This is a genomic window from Robertmurraya kyonggiensis, assembly GCF_005116465.1.
GTDB lineage: Bacteria > Bacillota > Bacilli > Bacillales > Cytobacillaceae > Robertmurraya > Robertmurraya kyonggiensis.
Genome location: NZ_SWBM01000001.1, coordinates 866,969 through 888,507, shown reverse-complemented (window position 1 = coordinate 888,507; position 21,539 = coordinate 866,969). Strand labels below are relative to the sequence as shown.

The 21,539-nt window shown below is 39.0% G+C and carries 19 protein-coding genes and 1 pseudogene; 3 read left to right on the top strand and 17 right to left on the bottom strand.

What is annotated here, in order from left to right; translation table 11 throughout:
* Window positions 1-52 precede the first annotated feature (52 nt).
* Both FA727_RS04420 and FA727_RS04415 read right to left on the bottom strand, forming a co-directional pair.
* Complete coding sequence (locus FA727_RS04420) at window positions 53-499, bottom strand: SRPBCC family protein (protein WP_136829501.1); 447 nt, start codon at window positions 497-499, stop codon at window positions 53-55.
* Between the two features lie 118 nt (window positions 500-617).
* Window positions 618-866 carry a hypothetical protein gene (locus FA727_RS04415; protein ID WP_438646602.1) on the bottom strand — a complete coding sequence of 83 codons (249 nt, stop codon included), beginning with the start codon at window positions 864-866 and terminating at the stop codon, window positions 618-620.
* Between the two features lie 88 nt (window positions 867-954).
* Between FA727_RS04415 and FA727_RS04410 the strand changes: the two genes are divergently transcribed.
* The gene (locus FA727_RS04410) at window positions 955-2,004 is read left to right on the top strand and encodes a M42 family metallopeptidase (protein ID WP_136829499.1); all 1,050 of its coding nucleotides are present in this window, start codon (window positions 955-957) and stop codon (window positions 2,002-2,004) included.
* A gap of 43 nt (window positions 2,005-2,047) precedes the next feature.
* Here the strand turns inward: FA727_RS04410 and FA727_RS04405 are convergent, their stop codons facing one another.
* From FA727_RS04405 to corA, 3 genes are all read right to left on the bottom strand, one after another.
* Window positions 2,048-2,977 (bottom strand): dipeptidase, encoded by a 930-nt coding sequence (locus FA727_RS04405; RefSeq protein WP_136829498.1) that lies wholly within the window; start codon window positions 2,975-2,977, stop codon window positions 2,048-2,050.
* Between the two features lie 15 nt (window positions 2,978-2,992).
* Window positions 2,993-3,835, bottom strand: a complete 843-nt coding sequence (dat, locus tag FA727_RS04400; RefSeq protein ID WP_136829497.1) for a D-amino-acid transaminase — start codon at window positions 3,833-3,835, stop codon at window positions 2,993-2,995.
* 110 nt (window positions 3,836-3,945) lie between these two features.
* Complete coding sequence (corA, locus tag FA727_RS04395; protein WP_136829496.1) at window positions 3,946-4,902, bottom strand: magnesium/cobalt transporter CorA; 957 nt, start codon at window positions 4,900-4,902, stop codon at window positions 3,946-3,948.
* Window positions 4,903-5,069: 167 nt separating this feature from the next.
* Between corA and FA727_RS04390 the strand changes: the two genes are divergently transcribed.
* Window positions 5,070-5,354, top strand: coding sequence for a hypothetical protein (locus FA727_RS04390; protein ID WP_136829495.1), 285 nt, complete (start codon window positions 5,070-5,072; stop codon window positions 5,352-5,354).
* Window positions 5,355-5,393: 39 nt separating this feature from the next.
* Here the strand turns inward: FA727_RS04390 and FA727_RS04385 are convergent, their stop codons facing one another.
* From FA727_RS04385 to sdaAB, 5 genes are all read right to left on the bottom strand, one after another.
* A complete protein-coding gene (locus tag FA727_RS04385) occupies window positions 5,394-6,035 on the bottom strand; it encodes a pyridoxamine 5'-phosphate oxidase family protein (RefSeq protein ID WP_136829494.1) in 642 nt (213 codons plus the stop codon).
* Window positions 6,028-6,633, bottom strand: a complete 606-nt coding sequence (locus FA727_RS04380) for a pyridoxamine 5'-phosphate oxidase family protein (RefSeq protein ID WP_136829493.1) — start codon at window positions 6,631-6,633, stop codon at window positions 6,028-6,030. The genes FA727_RS04385 and FA727_RS04380 overlap by 8 nt, the downstream gene beginning before the upstream one ends.
* 26 nt (window positions 6,634-6,659) lie before the next feature.
* Window positions 6,660-7,145: a tetratricopeptide repeat protein gene (locus FA727_RS04375; protein WP_136829492.1), complete on the bottom strand. Its 486-nt coding sequence runs from the start codon at window positions 7,143-7,145 to the stop codon at window positions 6,660-6,662.
* Between the two features lie 286 nt (window positions 7,146-7,431).
* Window positions 7,432-8,325, bottom strand: a complete 894-nt coding sequence (gene sdaAA, locus FA727_RS04370; protein ID WP_136829491.1) for an L-serine ammonia-lyase, iron-sulfur-dependent, subunit alpha — start codon at window positions 8,323-8,325, stop codon at window positions 7,432-7,434.
* A gap of 22 nt (window positions 8,326-8,347) precedes the next feature.
* Window positions 8,348-9,010: an L-serine ammonia-lyase, iron-sulfur-dependent subunit beta gene (sdaAB, locus tag FA727_RS04365; protein WP_136829490.1), complete on the bottom strand. Its 663-nt coding sequence runs from the start codon at window positions 9,008-9,010 to the stop codon at window positions 8,348-8,350.
* Window positions 9,011-9,294: 284 nt separating this feature from the next.
* Between sdaAB and FA727_RS04360 the strand changes: the two are divergent.
* Window positions 9,295-10,947: pseudogene (locus FA727_RS04360) on the top strand (glutamine--tRNA ligase/YqeY domain fusion protein).
* A 48-nt stretch (window positions 10,948-10,995) separates the two neighbouring features.
* Here the strand turns inward: FA727_RS04360 and FA727_RS04355 are convergent.
* The 7 genes from FA727_RS04355 to selB all read right to left on the bottom strand — a co-directional run bounded on the left by FA727_RS04355 (window position 10,996) and on the right by selB (window position 21,496).
* Window positions 10,996-12,549, bottom strand: a complete 1,554-nt coding sequence (locus FA727_RS04355; protein ID WP_136829489.1) for a fatty acid--CoA ligase — start codon at window positions 12,547-12,549, stop codon at window positions 10,996-10,998.
* Between the two features lie 54 nt (window positions 12,550-12,603).
* Window positions 12,604-13,749 carry an acyl-CoA dehydrogenase family protein gene (locus FA727_RS04350; protein ID WP_136829488.1) on the bottom strand — a complete coding sequence of 382 codons (1,146 nt, stop codon included), beginning with the start codon at window positions 13,747-13,749 and terminating at the stop codon, window positions 12,604-12,606.
* Window positions 13,750-13,915: 166 nt separating this feature from the next.
* Entirely contained in the window at window positions 13,916-15,931 is a 2,016-nt protein-coding gene (gene tkt / locus FA727_RS04345) for a transketolase (protein WP_136829487.1), read from the bottom strand.
* A gap of 19 nt (window positions 15,932-15,950) precedes the next feature.
* Entirely contained in the window at window positions 15,951-16,808 is an 858-nt protein-coding gene (locus FA727_RS04340) for a 6-phosphofructokinase (protein WP_136829486.1), read from the bottom strand.
* 134 nt (window positions 16,809-16,942) lie between these two features.
* Window positions 16,943-17,881: a ribokinase gene (gene rbsK, locus FA727_RS04335; RefSeq protein ID WP_136829485.1), complete on the bottom strand. Its 939-nt coding sequence runs from the start codon at window positions 17,879-17,881 to the stop codon at window positions 16,943-16,945.
* Window positions 17,882-18,006: 125 nt separating this feature from the next.
* A complete protein-coding gene (locus tag FA727_RS04330; protein ID WP_136829484.1) occupies window positions 18,007-19,011 on the bottom strand; it encodes a LacI family DNA-binding transcriptional regulator in 1,005 nt (334 codons plus the stop codon).
* A 607-nt stretch (window positions 19,012-19,618) separates the two neighbouring features.
* Window positions 19,619-21,496, bottom strand: coding sequence for a selenocysteine-specific translation elongation factor (gene selB / locus FA727_RS04325; protein WP_136829483.1), 1,878 nt, complete (start codon window positions 21,494-21,496; stop codon window positions 19,619-19,621).
* Between the last annotated feature and the right edge of the window lie 43 nt (window positions 21,497-21,539).

The window sequence follows — 21,539 nt, the reverse complement described above, 5'->3', positions numbered from 1 at the left end:
CCATCTTTCATTCTAGCACCATGAGGCTAGAAATGCAAGATGGTTTTTTCATTTAACCTTGTTTATATTCATAAATTCTAGCTGTTACGGCTTCTTTAAACTCTTGTGTAATTTTAGGAGGATTTGATTTAATAAGCGGCTTGATTATTCTTGCAAGATTCCCTGTCGGCTGAAGATCAATCGTCGCATTGATAAAGGTTCGATCGCTTTTTAATTTTTTCACTTCTATACTTCCATGACCCGTAAAACCTTCATTTAATCCATTGACTTGAAAGGTCATACTTCTTGGTGGAGTCACACTCAGAATTTCCAATTCAAATTCAAACTTTTTCTTTATAATTCCTAAATAGGTCATATATACCCAATTTGATTTTTCATTACTTATCACTTCATGACTTACATAGCCAGGCACAATTGGCGCCCAATGGCTGAAATCCTGTAAGAAATCCCAAACCCAATTAATCGGTGCATCGATAATCATGCTGTATAACTTTGCCAACTATACCCTCTCCTCTTTTTCGATGATCTTCCCCGTAATAAAGAGTATTCGGCAAATTTTTTTAAAATGTTAAGGACAAATTAAAAAGGAAGAGCATGGTTTCTTCCTTTTTTTATACCTATAAATTTTTCAAGACTAGGGTAAGGCGCTTATTTCGTGTTTCTCTTTCCTCTTCATCCACTAAGTCATATTTTTTTAATAAATGAAACACATCATTCAGAATTTCTTGCGTATGTTCCGCCTTGAAAAAATCAGAAAACGAAGCCTTCACATCTTCTGGTAAATAGGCTACTTGAGACTCATATTTAGATTTCACATCTTCGATAGAATGGTCAATTTTGCATTCTCCCACTTTTAATACCTCCATAAACGTACTATAATCAATTTTTCTTAAAATTTGCCCTACTTAAATGATATTATAAAGTAGTACATACAGATTTGAAAGGAGCCAACCCATGACATACCCAAATACAAAGCAAACAATGGATATATTAAAAGAGCTTGTATCGATTCCAAGCCCAACAGGAAACACAAACGAAGTGATTACATATGTTGAGAAATTTTTAAAAGAATTACAGGTGGACACATACCGTAATCGTAAGGGCGGACTAATCGCAACATTACCTGGCACTGAGATGACAAAGCATCGAATGCTTACTGCCCACGTCGATACGTTAGGTGCAATTGTCAAAGAAATTAAGCCTAGTGGACGTCTCAAACTAGATCTTATTGGTGGTTTCAAATTCAACTCTATCGAGGGTGAATATTGCCAGATTGAAACAAGTTCAGGCAAGAAATACACTGGAACCATTTTAATGCACCAAACGTCTGTCCACGTCTACAAGGATGCCGGTAAAGCTGAACGGAACCAGGATAATATGGAAGTTCGTGTAGATGAGGTTGTTAAAAACGCAGAGGATGCTCGCGCGCTCGGAATCGAAGTTGGCGATTTTGTCTCGTTTGCACCACGCGTAGAAATCACTCCAAGCGGTTTTATTAAATCAAGACATCTTGATGACAAAGCAAGTGTTGCCATTCTACTTCAATTGATTAAGCAACTGAAGACAGAAAACATCGTTTTACCTTACACTACCCATTTCTTAATTTCCAACAATGAAGAAATCGGCTATGGTGGTAATTCCAATATAACTCCTGAAACAGTCGAATATTTGGCAGTCGATATGGGCGCCATGGGTGATGGTCAATCAACTGACGAATACACAGTATCCATTTGCGTAAAGGACGCGAGTGGCCCTTATCACTACGGACTAAGAAAGCATCTTGTGCAGCTAGCAGAAGAAAACGGAATCGAGTACAAGCTCGATATTTATCCGTTTTACGGTTCTGATGCATCAGCTGCTATTCGCTCTGGACATGATATCGTTCACGGACTAATCGGACCTGGAATCGATTCTTCACATGCCTTTGAACGTACACATGAATCTTCTATTGCGAATACAGCGAAGCTTTTACATCACTACGTTTTATCAGAAATGGTTTTGTAAAAAGATGGCGTGCACACTGGTAACAGTCTGCACGCCACTTTCTTTAATTTTTCGGACGATGACGTAAGAAGTTCTCAAAAGCAAACCCACGAACTTCTTCCTCACTAAAGTGCTTAAGCAACTCATTGATCAAGTTTTGCGTTTCCCCTGCATGATTAAGGCCAGAAATTTTTTCATCAATCCCATCAAAGTCAGAACCAAGGCCAATTTGTTTGACCCCACCTAGAGCACACAGATGTTCAATATGTTTAATAAGATCTTGGATTGTTGCATTCCCATCCTTTTTCACAAATGGTGGATGGTAGACAACGTGAACCAAACCGCCACGTTCAAACATAGCTCGTGCCTGTGAATCGGAAAGATTACGCGGATGATCACAATGATGTTTTGTGTTAGAATGGCTAGCCATTGGATAGCTAGCTAGCTCCATCACATCCCAAAACGCTCGCTCACTCAAATGAGACACGTCCGTAATGATTTGCCTGTCGTTATTGAAACGGACGATTTCTTTTCCAAAAGTCGTTAAGCCTGCACCTCTTGGCTCTAATGCACCATCAGCAGCAAGATTGGCACTATTCCATGTCAATCCGACCAACCGTACTCCTAATTCATATAATATTTGAAGCTTGGAAATGTCGTTGCCAATGGGGCCAACTCCTTCTAGGGTAAGAATCGCTCCAATCTCATCTTCTTTTAACGAATCGAGTTCAGACCAATCCTTCATATGTTTGATCTCATCATTTTTCTGTAAAATTTCTTCATGAAAAAGTCTCACTTGCTCAAGAGCGACATCAAATTGATGTAATGTGTTGATGGAAGGATCGACCCAGACTGCGAAAGCCTGTACTTTTACCTTCCCCTTTTTCAATTTCAACATATTTACATCCAGTTCTGGCGCATCCACAAATGATGCCGTTCCCTTCGACTGCCATAGCTTTAATAAGGCGTCACAGTGCATATCAATAATATTCACAGGCTCACTCCAATACTACGATTGATTTTGCTTATATACTTGGTATTGCGAATACAGCTTGTTAGTAATTTCTCCAGGAACTCCATTGCCAATCTTTTGCCCGTCAACAGTTACGATCGGGAGAATTTCAATCGACGTATTAGACATAAATACTTCGTCTGCCTGTAAAAGTTCATCAGGCGAATAATTTTTTTCAACAAATGGGATATCTAACTCTTTAGCTGCTTGTTTCACGGCAATTCTCGTGATTCCTGCTAGGATATGATTGCTTAGAGGTGTGGTGATAATGTCACCATTTTTCACGATATACACGTTGGAGCTTGTTCCTTCAGTAATTGAGCCATCCCTCACTAGAATCGCTTCAAAGGAACCCTGGTCTTGAGCTACTTGCTTTGCCAATATATTTGGTAATAGGTTAAGAGACTTTATGTAGCATTTTGCCCATCTTTCATCCTCATGCGTGATGGCAGAGACACCTTGTTCTCGCATCTCTACAGGTGTTGGCGCCGATTCCGTTAGTGTCATCGTAATCGACACAGGCACATTTGGAAATGGATGATTCCTCGGTGCGATTCCGCGTGTAATTTGAAGATACACTTTTCCAAAATCCAACTGAGCATTTTCAACCCCTGTTAGAATCAGTTCTTGAAAATCTGTAAATGTTTGTGTGATTGGTAATTTAATAGCCTCGCAACTTCGAATCAATCTTTCAATGTGCTCATCGAGCATAAAGGGCTTTCCATTATAGCAATGAATGACTTCGTATACCCCATCACCAAACTGATGTCCTCTTTCTTCTATTGGAATCACAAGCTCATCTAAGCTTACAAACTTTCCATTTACATAACCCAATCCCATTTCTTCACAGCCCCTCTTTGTAATTTTCGTATAGTACTAAAATACGCTTTTTCACCAAAAACTTCCATAGAAAAATGAGAGCATTTTGAAAAGTTATACTTTTGAGCTACTTATCGAAACCAGCCCTTGCTTTTAATCCAAAGGAACATCGAGACACCGATTATCGCCATCAAACCAGTCGCAAATACATAACCGTACTTCCATCCTAACTCAGGCATATATTCAAAGTTCATCCCATAGATACCAGCGATAAACGTAAGTGGAGCAAAGATAGACGTCATAATCGTTAACACCTTCATCACATTATTCGTTTGATAAGCGTTAAGCGATAAATAGTTGTCTCTTATATCAGCTGTCACATCTCGATTGGACGAGACCATATCGGAGAGCTTCAATAGATGATCATAAATATCAGAAAAATACGCACTTCTTTTTGTAATCCCCTTCAAATGGCGGGAACTTAACATACGATAAAGCAAATCTCGCATTGGATTAACGGTATGTCCAAACTGCAATAATAAATGACGAATCGAGAATAGTTCATCCATTAGCTTATTCATCGATTCGTTTCCTGGATTATCTTCAATGTTATCCAACTGGTCTTCAATTTTATAAATAACCGGGAAGTAATTATCTACGACATTATCCAAGAGTTGATGAAAGACATAGCTTGGATCCCATTTGCCTCCCTTTGTTTGAGTACTTAACTTTTCCCAAACATGATGGACTTCAAGCGCAGGAAGCAAATGAAAAGTAACAATATAATTTTCTCCTACGAAAAAATTCAACTCTTCCTTGACCAATTTCCTTTCATCTTCACGTACAATATGTGTGACAAAAAACGTGTGGTCCTCATAATAATCCAATTTCGGTCTTTGCAGACGATGAATACAATCTTCAATTGCAAGGGGATGAAAATGAAAGGTCTTATCCAAATGAGTGATTTCTTCTTCGGTGGGCTGATTAAAATCAACCCAAAACCATTTATAATTTGAAAAATTTACGTTTTGAATGGAAAGATTTTTTTCAATCTTATCTTCTTTTGTAATCCCGATGATATTGATCATAAAATAGCACCTTTCTTCTGTGTCCAATCTTCTTTATTTTTCCATTTGCAATTAAATATATGAGCGAATGGGATCTACGCCAAATTAAAACAGGTATTTTCCGATTATATATCGTATATATAAGTGTCGGTTTTTTTACATTACTAAAAACTGAAAGGAGTACTCTCATGCTACCTTATATCCTCATTATTGTTTCCATATTGATAGTAAGGGAATTATTTCGTATTTATTTCAAAAGAAACTGGGTGTTAATTCATACAGCCTTTGGTGCCGAAGAATATTTCCAAATCCTTTCTCGTCTAAAGAGCCAGGGAGTCAAATTCAAAGTTGAAACCCCGTTTCGAGGGTTTGATAGTCGCATTAACCGCAACCTTGATAAAATGCAATATGATATTTATGTAAAAAAAGAGGTTGAACATTTAGCTGCAAACGCCATACATAAGTCAATATAGTTCTAGTCCTTCGAAAATTCGAGTTTTGCAGATTCTGAATTAAAGCCTCTTTGTGTAGCTTTCCTTTAAGCTCGCTTCAATGTCTTCAACTGATGAGAAGTTCGTATGAGCAAAAAGAATGTTGGACGCTGTTGGTAATTCCTCTTTTTCCAACCACATTTGTGGTTCCCATAGCTTCGAGCGTTTAAAGGCTTTTGCACAATGTATGAAACATTCCTCGACATCAACACATATTCCAACGACTGGCGTTTTCCCTCTAGCCGCCATTTTTTCAAGAACTTTCTCATTCTTTGTGATAAAAGCTTTTCCATTTACCCTTAAGGTTTCACCAAGTCCCGGGATCAAGAAAATAAGTCCAACCCTTGGATTTTTTAGGATATTCCGTAGTGTGTCCATTCTTTTATTTCCAGGCCTTTCAGGAATGACTAAACGGTGCTCATTTTCAATAAAAATAAATCCAGGTTCATCGCCTCTCGGTGAAACATCACAATGACCGAATTCATCTGATGATGCAATAACTAGAAATGGTGATTTCGAGATAAATTCCTGGCAATGTTCGTCCAATGTTGAGATGACCTTTCGTTTAACCAATTCACTAGGATGACCCAAAAGCTCCCGTAATTCTGCTTCTGTTGAAATGATATCCGTCAATTTGTATTCCCCTTTAAAACTTTTACTCAGATTTAGATTTCATAGCCTTCACTTTAAAATAGTCGCCGCCCTTAAGCACTTCATCATCAGTACCCCAGTGAATCTCTTTATCTACCTGCTGTAACTTCGGAATATGCTTAGAACAATGAATATACGCTTCCTCCACGTCTATAAATACCCAGCGTTCTGGTCTATTCCCCTCTAATTCCATTATTTCAGTAGCGCGTTCTTCTGACATCCATTTCTTTAATTCGTTGTTTTCAACAATCGTCGCATTCCCGTTTACGTGTAAGCCGATTCCTTTTTCAAAATCAATAAATAGCACACCGATATGGGGATTTTCACTGATATTCCCTAAGCTAGCCATAACTCCATTCCCGCGATATTCGGGATAACACAGTGTCTTCCTGTCTATAAATCTTACAAACCCTGCATCCCCAGCGCGAAATGAAGAATCACATTCCCCTTTGCTATCCGCAGTGGAAATGAAGACCATTTTTTGGTTTGCCATGAAGTCCTTCATTACATCATTGAGGAAATCAATCATTTGATTGGCATAAAATGCTTCTGCTCTCTTGTTTGTGTTGTACTTTTGCTGTAGATGTCTTTCACCATTGTAGCCTGTCATGTTGTTTCTCCTTTGATCAATTGTTTCTATACCCAGGTTTCATCTAGTTTATCCGAATAAAACAGGATGGCCTTTTTATAACGTAGAATATCTACATTATTTGTTGTTTCTACTAAACTTCTTAATAACAATTCTATTGCTTTCTCGTGTGCACTTAGATTATACAAAGTCATCGCATAAAAAGCTTTTAATGCATGGTTATGAGGAAAAACTTCCATCCCTTTCTCTATTACCTCTTTCGACTGCTCGTATTTTCCCAAAGTACGATAAGTGCTCCCGAGCCCTAAATATGCCCCCTCAAGATCATCTCCCGTTAGCCCAAAGGCAATGGCAGTCTCATAGTGAGGGACTGCTTCAGTCTCTTTTCCTAATCGATCATAGCTCCATGCACATAGGTACTGAATTTGGGGATCACGTGGAAACTCCTTCACCAGTTCAACCATAACCTGATTCCATTCTTCATTTTTTCCATCGTCACGTAATTGGATGGCATAGTTCAGTTTGGTATCCATCAAATACTACCTCCAGAATCTTCTGTTAACACCAGTGTAACATGACTAACCTCGTCGACAACCTATTTATTAGGAAAGCTCTGTTAAATGTTGGCGTTGTTTGTATTTCATAGAAAAATAGGAGGAAAAATTCCGTCTAAATCAAGAGATTCACCTATTTCTCTATTTAATAAACGGAATTTTCCTGATTAAGTAGGTACACCTGTCGAAAATCATAAAATCAACAATGAACAATAACAGAGCCAATAGAAAAAAGCTCGGGAGACTCTCCTCCCAAGCTTCATGTCTACTCATTTTGTCCTTGTTTTTGACGACCGAAAATCTCAGCCTCTAATCTTTTCCCAGTTGGAGTTGCCGCTAAGCCACCCTTTGCCGTTTCACGCAGTGCTGTTGGCATTGTTTGTCCGATTAAATACATCGAATGAATCACTTCATCACATGGAATACGACTCTTAATTCCAGCAAGCGCCATATCTGCAGCTGTAATCGCATTAGATGCACCCATAGCGTTTCTCTTTACGCAAGGGACCTCAACAAGCCCAGCAACTGGGTCACATACTAGACCTAACATATTTTTCAACGTGATTGCCATCGCTTCTGCACATTGACTTGGCGTACCGCCTGCCAACTCAACGATTGACGCAGCAGCCATTCCACTTGCAGAACCGACCTCTGCCTGACAACCACCGGCAGCTCCTGAAATGGAAGCATTATTTGCAACAACAAAACCAAATGCTGCAGATGTAAATAAGAACTCAATCATTTCCATACGCGTTGGATTCAGCTTCTCTTTTACCGCAAATAAGGTACCTGGTACCACTCCAGCAGAACCCGCCGTAGGAGTTGCACAAATTGTTCCCATTGCTGCATTTACTTCATTTGTTGCCATAGCTTTACTTACGGCATCAAGCAGTAAATTTCCCGCGAGGGATTTTCCGCTTTTAATATAATTTTGCAAAAGAACCGCATCTCCACCTGTTAAACCAGATACAGAAACCACGCCTTTTAAGCCTCGTTCCACCGCTTGCTCCATGACCGTTAAATTGCGATCCATTTTAGCAATGATTTCTTCTCGCGTTAAGCCTGTTACTTCAATCTCCTGTTGGATCATGACTTCTGCAATCTTCACTTGTTTGCTTTCAGCAAGCTCAACAAGCTCAGCTACACTACGAAATACCATCTATCTTCAATCCCTTCAACCCTTATTCCACCATCTTGATAATTTGCGTCACATTCGGAAGTCCTTCGATTTCCTTTAAAACAGAATCGTCTAATTTTTGATCGACTTCGATGACCATCATCGCCATTTTTCCTTTTTCTTTACGAGAAACTTCCATATGGCTAATATTAATTTCATTTTGGGCCATTACGGTCGTTACAGCTGAAACAACGCCAAATTGATCATTGTGAACAACTAAGATTGCTGCATTCTCACCAGATAGCTTCAATTTAAATGAGTTAAGCTCGGTAATTTCAATGGTTCCTCCACCAATCGAAACTCCTACGACCTCAAGCTCCTTATCTTCATCTAATAACTGCAGACGAACTGTATTTGGATGCTCTGTTACTGTGCTCTCAATAACAAATTCCACTTCCATATTAGCTTCTTTTGCTAATTGTAATGATTGGGGAATTCGTTCATCAAATGTATCAAAATCAAGCAGTCCCCCAGCAATGGCTAAATCCGTGCCATGTCCTTTGTAGGTTTCTGCGAAAGATCCATATAAATGAACAATCGCCTTTTTTGGCTGATGTCCAAACAATGTTCTTGCTACGCGGCCGATTCTAGCTGCTCCAGCTGTATGAGAACTAGACGGTCCAATCATTACCGGACCAATAATATCAAAAGCCGATCTATATTTCATACGTATACTCCTTCATCACATAAAAATAAAAGCTAAAACTACAGAAATATCAACAACATCATACCACAGATTCGCTGGTTCTTTGTTCAATTTAGTCTCCAAAACATATAAATGTTGTTTCCATTTCATTATACGTTTCTGTTTTCGAAAAAGTTTGTATCTTACACCAGAGTGAGAATGTTGATAAGTCCATTGTCTAGGCTACTTATCAGTGATTGTGAAAATTCCTTATCCTATTGTATAATAGGACAATAACTATAGATAAGTGGAAAGGCTGATAAAGATTGGAAAACTCTTCAAATTTCATTAGAAGTATTATGAAGGAGGATTTAGAAGCTGGAAAGCACGATAAAATCGTTACTCGATTCCCTCCAGAACCAAATGGTTATTTACATATCGGTCACGCCAAATCAATTGTAATCAACTTTGGTTTAGCTGATGACTTTAACGGATTAACAAATTTACGGTTTGATGATACAAACCCTTTAAAAGAAGATCAAGAATATGTTGACGCGATTAAGGAAGACGTTAAGTGGCTTGGCTATGATTGGGACGAACTTCGTTTCGCCTCTGATTATTTCGAAGTTATGTTTGAGAAGGCAGTTCTATTAATAAAAAAGGGAAAAGCCTATGTAGACGATCTTACAGCCGATCAAATTCGTGAATACCGCGGAACTTTGACAGAGCCAGGTAAAGAAAGTCCATATCGTAACCGTTCTATTGAAGAGAATCTCGACTTATTTGAGCGTATGCGTAATGGGGAATTTGCGAACGGAGAGAAAGTTCTTCGTGCAAAAATCGATATGTCCTCCCCTAACATTAACTTACGCGACCCTGTTATTTACCGAATTTCACATGCAACGCATCACAATACTGGGGACAAATGGTGCATCTATCCAATGTATGCTTTTGCTCACCCATTAGAGGATGCAATTGAGGATGTCACACATTCACTGTGTACGGTAGAATTTGAGGATCAACGTCCATTTTACGAATGGGTTATCGAACATTGCGAAACTACAAGCAAGCCTCGCCAAATTGAATTTGGTCGTTTGAATGTAGAGAATGCCGTCACAAGTAAGTGAAAATTAAAGCAACTTGTGGATGAAAAGTTCGTTGATGGCTGGGATGACCCACGTATGCCAACAATTTCTGGACTACGTCGTAGAGGATTTACTCCTGAAGCAATTCGTGAATTCGTAAAAGCAACGGGAGTATCAAAGGGCTCTGGTGTTGTTGATTCAGCTATGCTAGAACATTTTGTTCGTGAAGACTTAAAGCTAAAAGCCCCTCGTACGATGGGAATCTTACGTCCTTTAAAAGTTGTTATCACAAACTATCCTGAAGACCAAGTGGAAATGCTTGATGCTGAAAACAATCCTGAGAATGAAGAGATGGGTGTTCGTCAAATTCCATTCTCTCGTGAGATCTATATTGAGCAGGATGACTTCATGGAGGACCCTCCGAAGAAATACTTCCGCTTGTTCCCTGGTAATGAAGTTCGTTTAAAGCACGCTTATTTCATTAAGTGTGAGGACGTTATTAAGGACGAGAACGGAAAAGTAGTGGAGATTCATTGTACGTATGACCCTGAGACTAAGAGTGGTACCGGTTTTACTGGCAGAAAAGTAAAAGGTACACTTCATTGGGTCGATGCGAAGCATGCTGTACCTGCTGAGTTCCGTTTATATGAACCTCTTATTTTAGAGAACGAAGAAGAATCAGAAGACGGTGTAGAAAAGACATTCCTTGATAACGTCAATCCGAATTCTTTAGAGATTGTTCAAGGTTTTGTTGAGCCAAACATGACTGTTAATCCACAGGAGAAATTCCAGTTCTTCCGTCATGGTTACTTCAATGTTGATCCGAAATACTCAACACCTGAAAAACCAGTGTTTAACCTAATCGTATCATTAAAGAGTTCATTTAAATTATAAAATCAAGGCCTAAACGGTAATTCGTTTAGGCCTTTTATATGTCATCAATTATGCAAGCGTGTCTTCGAGTTGCTGACGGAGTATGAATTTTTGTAGTTTCCCGCTTGCGTTTCTTGGAAGGACATCACAAAAAATATAATTTCTTGGCCGTTTATAATTCGCTAGTTCATCGCTGTTCTTACAAAATTCATCGAGCTCTTCAGCAGTCAATGACTCATCCTTTTTCACAACAAAAGCAGTAACTATTTCACCCCAATTATCATCCGGCTGACCGATAACTGCCACATCCAATACACCTTCATGTCCATATAGGACATCTTCCACTTCCCTTGGATAAATATTCTCACCACCGGAAATAAGCATATCATCCACTCTGTCCTTCACCCATAAATACCCTTCTTCGTCCAGATACCCTATATCACCAGAATGGTACCAGCCTTTATACATCGCTTGTGCTGTAGCTTCTTCACGATTGAAATAACCACTCATCATACAAGGCCCCTTTACAATAATTTCCCCAGTTTCTCCTGTCGCCACGATATCATCTGGCTCAGAAGGTCCATTTTCATTCGGACGAACGATTCGAATTTCATGATTCAAGCAAGCTTGCCCAGCTGATCCAGCTTTACGAATTTGATCGTGTTCAGAAAGAAACGTGATTGCTGGACCCATTTCGGTCATCCCATAGGCTTGCACAAGTGATACACCGAGTTTATTTTGGCAGGCAAACACTAATGCTGGTGCCATCGGAGCTGCCCCATAGAGACCATACTTCAAGCTTTCAATATTATAGGCACTTAAGTCCTCTTGTAAAATCATATTCCACATCGTCGGTGCACCAAAGAATTTCGTGATTTTCTCTTGCTCGATTAAGCGTAGCACTTCTTTTGGATCAAAATGATGCAGAATAACACTTTTAGCTCCAACATGAACCCTTGGTAAAAAGGCACAATGCAATTCTGCGCAGTGGAACATGGGTGCCATGACTAGCCCCACTTCTTCTGGTTCAACCTTTGTTGCCGCAACGACAATTAAGCTTTGCTCAGCCATATCTCGATGACGGTGGATGACCCCTTTCGGCCCACCTGTTGTCCCGCTTGTGTATATAATGGCATACGTATCATTTTCGTCAATCTCAGCATTAATTTCAGCATTGGGTGCTGCTGCTACCTTTTCTTTATAGCTAGCAGCAAAGGCTGGAGTCTTGTCATCGATACACCAGAAAGCCGTTCCCTCAAAGCGATTATGAAGAGGCTCAATCGCTGAGGACAGAAGATTTTCAAAGAGTACGACCTTTGGCTCCGCATCCGCCAAAATAAACGCGATCTCTTCTGACATCAAACGAAAGTTAATTGGATTAAAGACCGCTCCGATTTTGGCACAAGCAAAAAAGGTCGTTGCGAGCTCTTCTGTATTAAACAAATATGTGGACACCCGGTCTCCTTTTTGCACACCTTCTTGTAAAAGAGCGTTGGCTAGCTTCTCAACTTCAATACTCCACTCCTTATACGTGTAGCGAAGATTTTTTCGCACATCATAAAGAGCCTCTTTGTTCGGATGCTTTGCAACAGTTAAATCGAAAATTTTCCCAAGCGTCGTCATTTCATTTCCTCCCCAAATTAGAAATTCCTCTGACTGACTAGCTGCTTATCCCAACTAAAATCCGAGATTTTTTGCGATAATCGTCTTCATGATTTCATTCGTTCCCGCGTAAATACTCGCCACTGGTATATCCCGATAGCGTCTTGCAATCTCATACTCTTCCATATAACCATATCCACCATGAAGCTGCATGCACTCTGTTGCTATTTTTCTAGCAGTCTCAGTGAGCTTCCACTTAGCCATCGAAACCTTATTTACGACTTCTTGTTTATTCATATGTTCAGCAATCAACTGGTCAAGAAATGCCCGTCCCATCTCGATTTCCGTTGCCATTTCAGCCATCTTAAATTGCGTGTTTTGGAATTTGCTAATCGGTACCCCAAATGCTTGCCTACTCTTCACATAACTCATCGTCATTTCAAACATTTTTTCAGCCGCTGCTTGAGCAGCGATGGCGACAAGTAATCGTTCTTGCTGAAGCTTTTCCATTAAATACTGGAATCCTTTGCCCTCTTCTCCGAGTAAATTTTCCTTAGGAACCTTTGCATCTTCAAAAATGAGCTCAGCAGTATCCTGACTATGAAGGCCAACCTTATTTAATTTCCGCCCACGAGAAAAGCCGACCGTATCCCTCTCGACAACAAGAAGGCTAACACCTTTATGTTTCGGTGTTGCTTTTGGATCTGTTTTACAAGCAACAATGACTAAGTCCGCATGAATACCATTGGTAATAAAGGTTTTCTGACCATTTAGTACATAATGATCTCCATCTAAAATGGCTGTCGTCTGAATGTTTGCAAGGTCGGATCCTGCACCTGGTTCAGTCATTGCAATGGCAGTAATCGTTTCTCCAGTAACACATTTCGGAAGCCAGCGCGTCTTTTGCTCCTCTGTCCCAAACGCAGTAATATACGGAATTACTATGTCACTGTGAAGACCAATTCCAACAAGTCCGGAACCAACCCGTTCAAGCTCCTCATTTATTACCACAGAGAACCCCCAATCAACTCCACTACCACCGTATTTCTCATCCACATCTGGACATAAATAGCCTTGTGCTCCCATCTTTTCCCAGAATGCTCTAGGAATAATCCGTTCCTCCTCCCACTGCTCATAAAAAGGGTATGCTTCTTTTTCAAGGAACTTCCTTAATGCTTTTCGAAAAATTTCATGCTCCTCCTGCAAGTATAAATGCTTCATCTTCAGTTCCTCTCTTTCAATTAATGAAAACGTTTACTATTTCTATCCTTATTTTATTATATCTATCAAATATTTTGAATACTTTTATTATTAAACTTTAAGTTAATTTTCTATTATAAAAAAGCACTAATCCTCAAGTTCAGGGAATAGTGCTTTTATTAACGAATTATTTATTTAATATACTCTTCATTTTCGAAACGACATTTTCTACCGTGAATCCATATTCCTTCATAAGTTGGTCTCCTGGTGCAGAAGCTCCAAATTGGTCAATCGCAATGATATCCCCTTCTAGACCAATGTACTTATGCCAGCCAGTTGAAGATCCCATTTCAACCGCTAATCTCTTTGTAAGAGAAAGTGGAAGAACAGCTTCCTTGTATGCTTTCGATTGTTTTTCAAATAGATTCCAGCTCGGCATAGATACGACATTTACAAAGATATTTTCTTTCTCTAGTTCTTTTTGCGCTTCAATAGCTAGGGAAACTTCAGAACCAGATGCGAGAATCAACCCTTCTGCGTTATTGCTAGCTTCAGAGACGACATATGCACCTTTTTTCACACCATCGTAGATCGTTTCCGAATCCTTGTGGATGATAGGTACATCTTGACGTGTTAAAACAAGTGCTGTTGGCTCATCTTTGCTTTCAATTGCTAGTCGCCATGCAACTGCTGTTTCATTAGCATCTGCAGGACGAATCACAGATAGATTCGGCATAGTTCGAAGCGCAGCTAATTGTTCAATCGGCTCATGTGTCGGTCCATCTTCACCAACCGCAATACTATCATGTGTAAAGACGTACGTTACAGGAAGCTTCATAAGAGCTGCTAAACGAATAGCCGGACGTACATAATCTGAGAATACAAAGAAGGTTGCTCCGAATACTTGTAGTCCACCGTGAAGCGCAATCCCATTCATTGCCGCACCCATCGCAAATTCACGGACACCAAACCAAATATTTTTACCAGAATAATTACTTGCAGAGAAATCTCCTTGATTTTTCATATAAGTCTTATTTGAGGAAGCAAGGTCAGCAGAACCTCCAAAGACCGTAGGAAGATTATTGACAATGGAATTGACTACTTCCCCAGATGCTGAACGAGTAGCTATTTTACCATCACCCGCGTATACTGGAATATCCTTATTCCAACCACTTGGTAATTGCCCGTTCAATGCCTTTTCAAATTGCTCGGCTAAATCTGGATATGACTTTTTATATTCAGCAAAAAGTGTATTCCACTCTTGTTCATGTTTTGCACCTTCTGCTTTTAACTCGCTAAAATGTGTGGCAACTTCTTCAGGTACATAAAATTCCTCTTCATAGTTCCAACCATAATTTGCTTTCGTTTGCTCTGCTTCACTTTTACCAAGTGGAGCTCCGTGTGATGCCGATTTCCCGCTCTTATTTGGAGAACCGAAGCCAATTGTAGTTTTCACCTCAATCAATGTTGGCTGCTCAAGGTTTTGTTTCGCTTGTTCTAAAGCGCGGGCTAGCTCTACAACATCATTGCCATTCTCTACACGAATGACTTCCCAGCCATATGCCTTATAACGGTTTTCTACACTTTCAGAGAATGATAGATTTAATTCTCCATCTAATGAAATGTCATTTGAATCGTATAACACAATTAATCTACCTAAATTTAAGTGTCCTGCAAGTGATGCCGCTTCAGCAGACACACCCTCCATTAAGTCTCCATCCCCACAAATACTGTAAGTGAAATGATTCACAACATTGTAGTCGTCACGATTATAAGTAGCTGCTAAATGACGCTCAGCCATTGCCATACCCACAGCCATAGCTACACCTTGACCAAGTGGACCTGTAGTTGCTTCAACACCTGGCGTATGTCCAAACTCTGGATGCCCTGGCGTTCTACTTTCCCATTGACGGAAGTTTTTCAAATCTTCCATCGTTACATCGTATCCGAAAAGATGCAATAAGCTGTATAACAGCATCGAACCATGTCCTGCGGATAATACAAAACGGTCACGGTTTGCCCATTTTGGGTTTGCTGGATTATGTTTCATAAATTGACTCCAAAGCGTGTAAGCCATTGGCGCCGCTCCCATTGGCATGCCTGGATGACCTGAATTCGCCTTTTCAATAGCATCAATGGATAGTGTTCGAATGGTATTAATGGATAATTGTTCAATAGCGGTTTTTGTTTCAGTTGGATTCATAACAGTTTCTCCTTTTTTATTAAATATTTTCAAACTCAACTTGATGTTCTTTTACAACCAAGTAAGCCGATTGTCTAACTTCGTCCATCCAACGAACTACACATTGAGCTAGCTTCATTGCTAACACTCTATCCACAGCTGTCGGATAAGGACCTAAGCATTGTGATTCATCAAAATGGTTCCATTTGAAATCGATATCGAGTTTTTGCGCTAGCTTTTCCTGAACCTGTTCTGGGTCTTGTGCTTCATTTATGACCAAAATGGAATAAGTTGTACCAGCTTTATATTTTTCATCTAATCGATTTGCAAGTTCATCCCAAAACTTCTCATCAGGTTGATAGATTGAATTTCCATCTATCGCCGTCGCTACATCCTCTAATAAGACATTCGCAGTGGTTCCTGGAATTTGGGCGCAGAACACTCTTAATTTCCCATACTTTAAGGAATCAATCGTATCGATGATTTTAAGAATATTATTTACAACGACGTTTAAAGCTGTGTCATAGCCAAGTGTGTACTGGGATCCTTCAAAATCATTTAAGATTGAAATCGGAACTGACAGAACACGTCCCTTGGCATATTTCTCCAAATAACTTACTTGTTGTCTGCTACCACCTAAAATTATGATGGAATCAAACTGTTGCAAAGTCATGTGAATGTCTTCATTCAAAGAATTAGGCAGTACACCAATGCGAATATGTTCCCAATCTTCTAACGCATCTTTAGTAAACTCTGTTACACCATATTGTTTCGAATCTTGGTCAAAAAGAACGTTTGCGACCTTCATTTCGCTTTTTATACAGTTTTTAACTAATTTATGGATGATAAGTTTGCTACCAAATGACAGATAGCCAAAATGAAAGATTCCTACTTGCACAGATTGATCTCCTTTCTAAAAGTAAATTTGGACAGAAAAAAGCCCCTTTATGTGTTAGTGTTGGCACATGATTTAGGAGCTTATTTAGGAAAACGTTTACATCAACTGTTGAATATGAACCCATTCTACAGTTTTCAGCTATTTATATTTGATAGTTGGTCATTCATAAATTCCAACACCTCATTAATATAAGGCAATGATGGAATCGCACCTTCTCGTGTTACCGCGATCGCACCAACAGCATTAGCAAATTGAACGACTTCATCAAGCGGCTTTCCGATTGTTACCCCAACAGCCAGCGCTCCATTAAAAGAATCACCTGCAGCAACAGTATCAATTGGTTTTACAGTATAACCTGGAATATGCTGTGTTCCAGAAGCGTTGACAATGAGTGCCCCTTTATCAGCTAGTGTAACGACCACATTTTTTACACCTTTAGACAAAAGCACCTTTGCAGCAGCTTCTGCTGATTCTATTGAATCTACCTTGATACCTGTTAGGATTTCTGCCTCTGTTTCATTTGGTGTTAAATAAGTAACCTTTTCGAGTAATTCATCATCTAGCTTTTGTGCTGGTGCAGGATTTAGAATGACAGGTACATCATACATTGCAGCATATGCGACAGCCTGCTTTGTCATGTCAAAATCCATTTCCAATTGAACTACTAAAATACTAGACTGTTTAATCAAATCTTGAATTCTATCTAAATCATTAACTAAGTATTGTCTATTTGCACCAGGAACTACAACAATGCGGTTGTTCCCATTTTCTTCTAAAGTAATGGAACCTACCCCTGTTGGATGTGTTAAATCACGTTCAATATGCTTTGTATCAATATTCTCTTTTTTTAATGTATGAAGAAATTCATCGCCAAAGTTGTCAGAACCAACTTTTCCAACCATCGTAACCTTCCCACCCAGTCTTGCTGCGGCAACTGCCTGATTGGCTCCTTTACCACCTGGAAATCTTGAAAAGCTATTTCCGATAATTGTTTCCCCATTTTCCGGTGCTCGAGGTGTGCGTACTACTAAATCCATCATAAAACTGCCAATTACTAAAATATCCACTGACATCTACTTCCTTCTATTTTGATTTTTCTTATAGCTGCGCCTCTATTTTCCACCTAGAACTGACTGATTCATTCATTAATCTGAAATAAATGAATGAATCAGCAATGATTTCAAACATTTTCAAAAGATTAATTCTTATTACCCGTGAACAATTGTGGTTTAAATTGTTCATGTACTGGTGCCTTAATGTTATTTTGTAATCGTCCGAGTATAATTTGACCAGTTTTAACTCCCATTTCATAAGGAGATTGGAAAACACTTATGATTCCAGAGGATCTTAAGAATTGCGCTGCTTCTACTTCGCCGTAAGATGCTATAACGACATCATCCGGGATTTTATAACCACTCTTGATCAATTGCAAAATTGCTCCAAATGTCATCATGTTATTAAAAGATATGATTGCAGTTGGTTTATCCTCTAACTTCATAAAATGGTTAACTGCCCTAATACCATCTTCTTCAGTAAAGTTACCGTAATAAATATATTCTGGGTTCTCCTCTATGCCATGCTCTTCTATGGCAAGTTTAAAGCCCTCATATCTCTCAAAACCTGTACTTACTTTAATAGAACCATTGATAACACCTATTTTTGTGTGACCCTGTTCGATTAAATGTTTTGTAAGTTGATAAGCGGCACAAGTATTATCTTCATCCACAAGATCAAGCTCAATAGCAGAATTTCTCAGCTTTCTGTCTATGAGAATAATAGGTATACCTGCTTCACTTATCTTCTTTATCATCTCCTCATTCTCTTCTGTAGTTGCCAATACAATAGCATCTACTCTCTTTTCAAATAAAACTTGAAGCATTTCCTTTTCTTTGCTTACCTTTTCATCACTGCTAACAAATATCAGATTGTATCCACTTTCATGAATTGTATCTTCAATACCTCGGCATATCTTCATAAAGTATGAGTTCGATATATCGGGTATGATTACACCAATAGTATTTGTTCGGTGAATTTTTAAGCTCCTAGCAACCGCATTCGGCTGATAGTTTAATTGCTTAGCTACTCTTAAAACTTTTTCCTTTACTTCTTGACTTGCATAGCCACTATTATTGATAACCCTTGATACAGTTGCTATAGAAAGTCCGGTTTCCCTAGCAATATCCTTAATTGTTGCGTTAGACAAAAAATCACATCCTAAAGTACTTTTTTCAACTTATACAAATTATACCTTAAATCGTTACTGAAAACGCTTAACTAATACTCAGAAATTTACTTTTAGGATATTCACTTTTGTGTATACGTTTACTTGTTATAAAAAAATAATATGCCTGCACCTGTGTAAACGTTTACTGTTTAAACAAAAAATAAAAGGATGTGCAGATATATCAAGATGTGTAAACGTTTAACTAAATTATATTCAAATCATTCTCACTTTGCAACACCTAAATGAAAATTTTTAGAAAATAGCGAATGAAGATGAAACAAGATTAATTTAATGAAAAGTCCTGATATAGACGGAGAATTTTCGGTTAATGTATTCGGATGGAGCTTAAGAATCAGGTATAAGCGGAGATATTCCGGTAATATGCTCGAAATAAGAACAAATCCATAGATTTAGACACTTTAAGCGGAAAAACTCCCCTAATTTTTAAGAAAATATGGATTTTCACCAATATAAACGGGATTCTTACGTTTATTTTTCAAAACACAGTAAGCTCCATAAATGACGAAAAAACCGCGTTTTTTGGATAATACCGCGGTTTTTTCGTTACCAGAATAGTACCGTTACTCTATTTCCAAACTCTCTTATTTTCTACTCGATTTGTATAGCCTTTAGCATCAAGTGTTTCTAGGAAAGGGATCATGAATTTTCGGGAAAGGCCTAGAAGGTCTTTTGCCTCTCCTACTTCAAATTCAGGTCCAGTTTCGGCTTGGAGCTTTGCCACTGTCTCCCTAAAAACATCGCCATGCCAATAATATTGAGAATCGAGCGCGACAATCTGACTATCTTCCTCTAAAAATTTCTTCAAATCTACAACAACAGCGTCAGGAATACCTGATGCAGTTAAATAATCTTGAAAGTACTGAACCTTCATCCCGTCAGACTTTAATTTTTCCAGCATATTTTCAGTCCGAGTCTTCCAACTTTTCGGTACATGAGGTTCAAATTCTCCAATCGCGATATATTGTGCTTTTCTTTTGAATATCCCCTTCTTAATCGCTTCTTCTATAACAAAATCAAGTAGTACCTTCGGATAAAGCTTTGCTTGTTCTTGAATGAGCTCACCTTTATTTAATCCTTGCTTCATTGGAAATTCCGTATGGTAATCACGCAAACGATTATATAAATCTTCCTCATTCATTTCGATGAGCGCTCTTAACGTATACTCTTTCCCATTGATTAGTACGAAGTCTTCACTGTTTAGTTCTTCTATCAGAACATCTCTATCGAGTGAAGTTCGCGTAATCAAATCGTCTAGTGACAGACTCTTTGCCTCCATTAATGCTGTTACGATTTGTTCTCCTGGTGTACCGACCTTTTTCTTTTCCAACTCAGCAATTGTTTTATCTCCAAAACGATACTTTTGCCCTTTTGGATCAATTACCCAGCCGCCACCTATTGTTTCCTGAGGGCTTGGTCTTCTTAAAATAAAACGGTCTCCTCGCTTCGCCACAATTTCCTCATCTAAGCGAATTTGACAAAGAATTTCTCCGTTTTCTTCCTTTAATTCATTTCGGTCAAAAAACACAATTCTCCCCATCACTTCTGCAGTTCCAAGATGGCATTTAATCGGCATTCTTTGTTTCACCATATAATCCAAATCCTCAACAACGCGAATCGCTACATCGATCGTATTGGTTACATTAAAATGTTCCGAAGATACAACCACATCACCACGCTCAATCTCTTCCTTTGCAACGCCTGCCAAATTGATGGCAGCACGCTGACCTGCAAAAGCTTCCTTCGCAGGCTTATGATGAACTTGAATTTGCCTCGCCTTTACTTCAAGTCCTTTCGGCATAATCGTTAGGGTTTGACCTTCTTCCACTCTGCCTTCATAAACGGTTCCTCTTACAACGGTCCCTTGTCCTTTCACTGTAAACACTTGGTCAATTGGAAGTCGGAACGCCCCTTTCACATCACGCGTTTCTTGCTCTTTTAATGTATGTATAATTAATTTTTTCAGTTCTTCAATCCCTTTATGTGAAAGACTATCTACTACGACAAGTCGAGCATCTTCAAACACTGTGCCTCTAAGTTCCTCACGAATATCCTCCTGAACAAGCTCGATAAATTCTTCTTCCACTCGATCAATTTTAGAAATCGCTACAATTCCATTTTTGATTCCAAGGAAACCAAGGATGTCTAAGTGTTCTCTTGTTTGAGGCATGACACCTTCATCAGCAGCAACAACCAGCACGACTAAGTCAATTCCTGCCACGCCAGCAATCATCTGCCTAATAAAGCGTTCGTGCCCAGGTACGTCTACAACTGATATTTGTAGCTCTTCATCCTCATATAATGGAGCAAACCCGAGTTCAATTGAGATTTGCCGTTCTTTTTCTTCTTTTAATCGGTCTGTATCCACATTCGTTAAAGCTTTAGTTAACGTCGTTTTTCCATGATCAATATGACCGGCCATCCCGATTGTAAAATATCTTTTCATCCTTTACCGACACTTCCTTCAATGTTACTATTTTTACTGTATC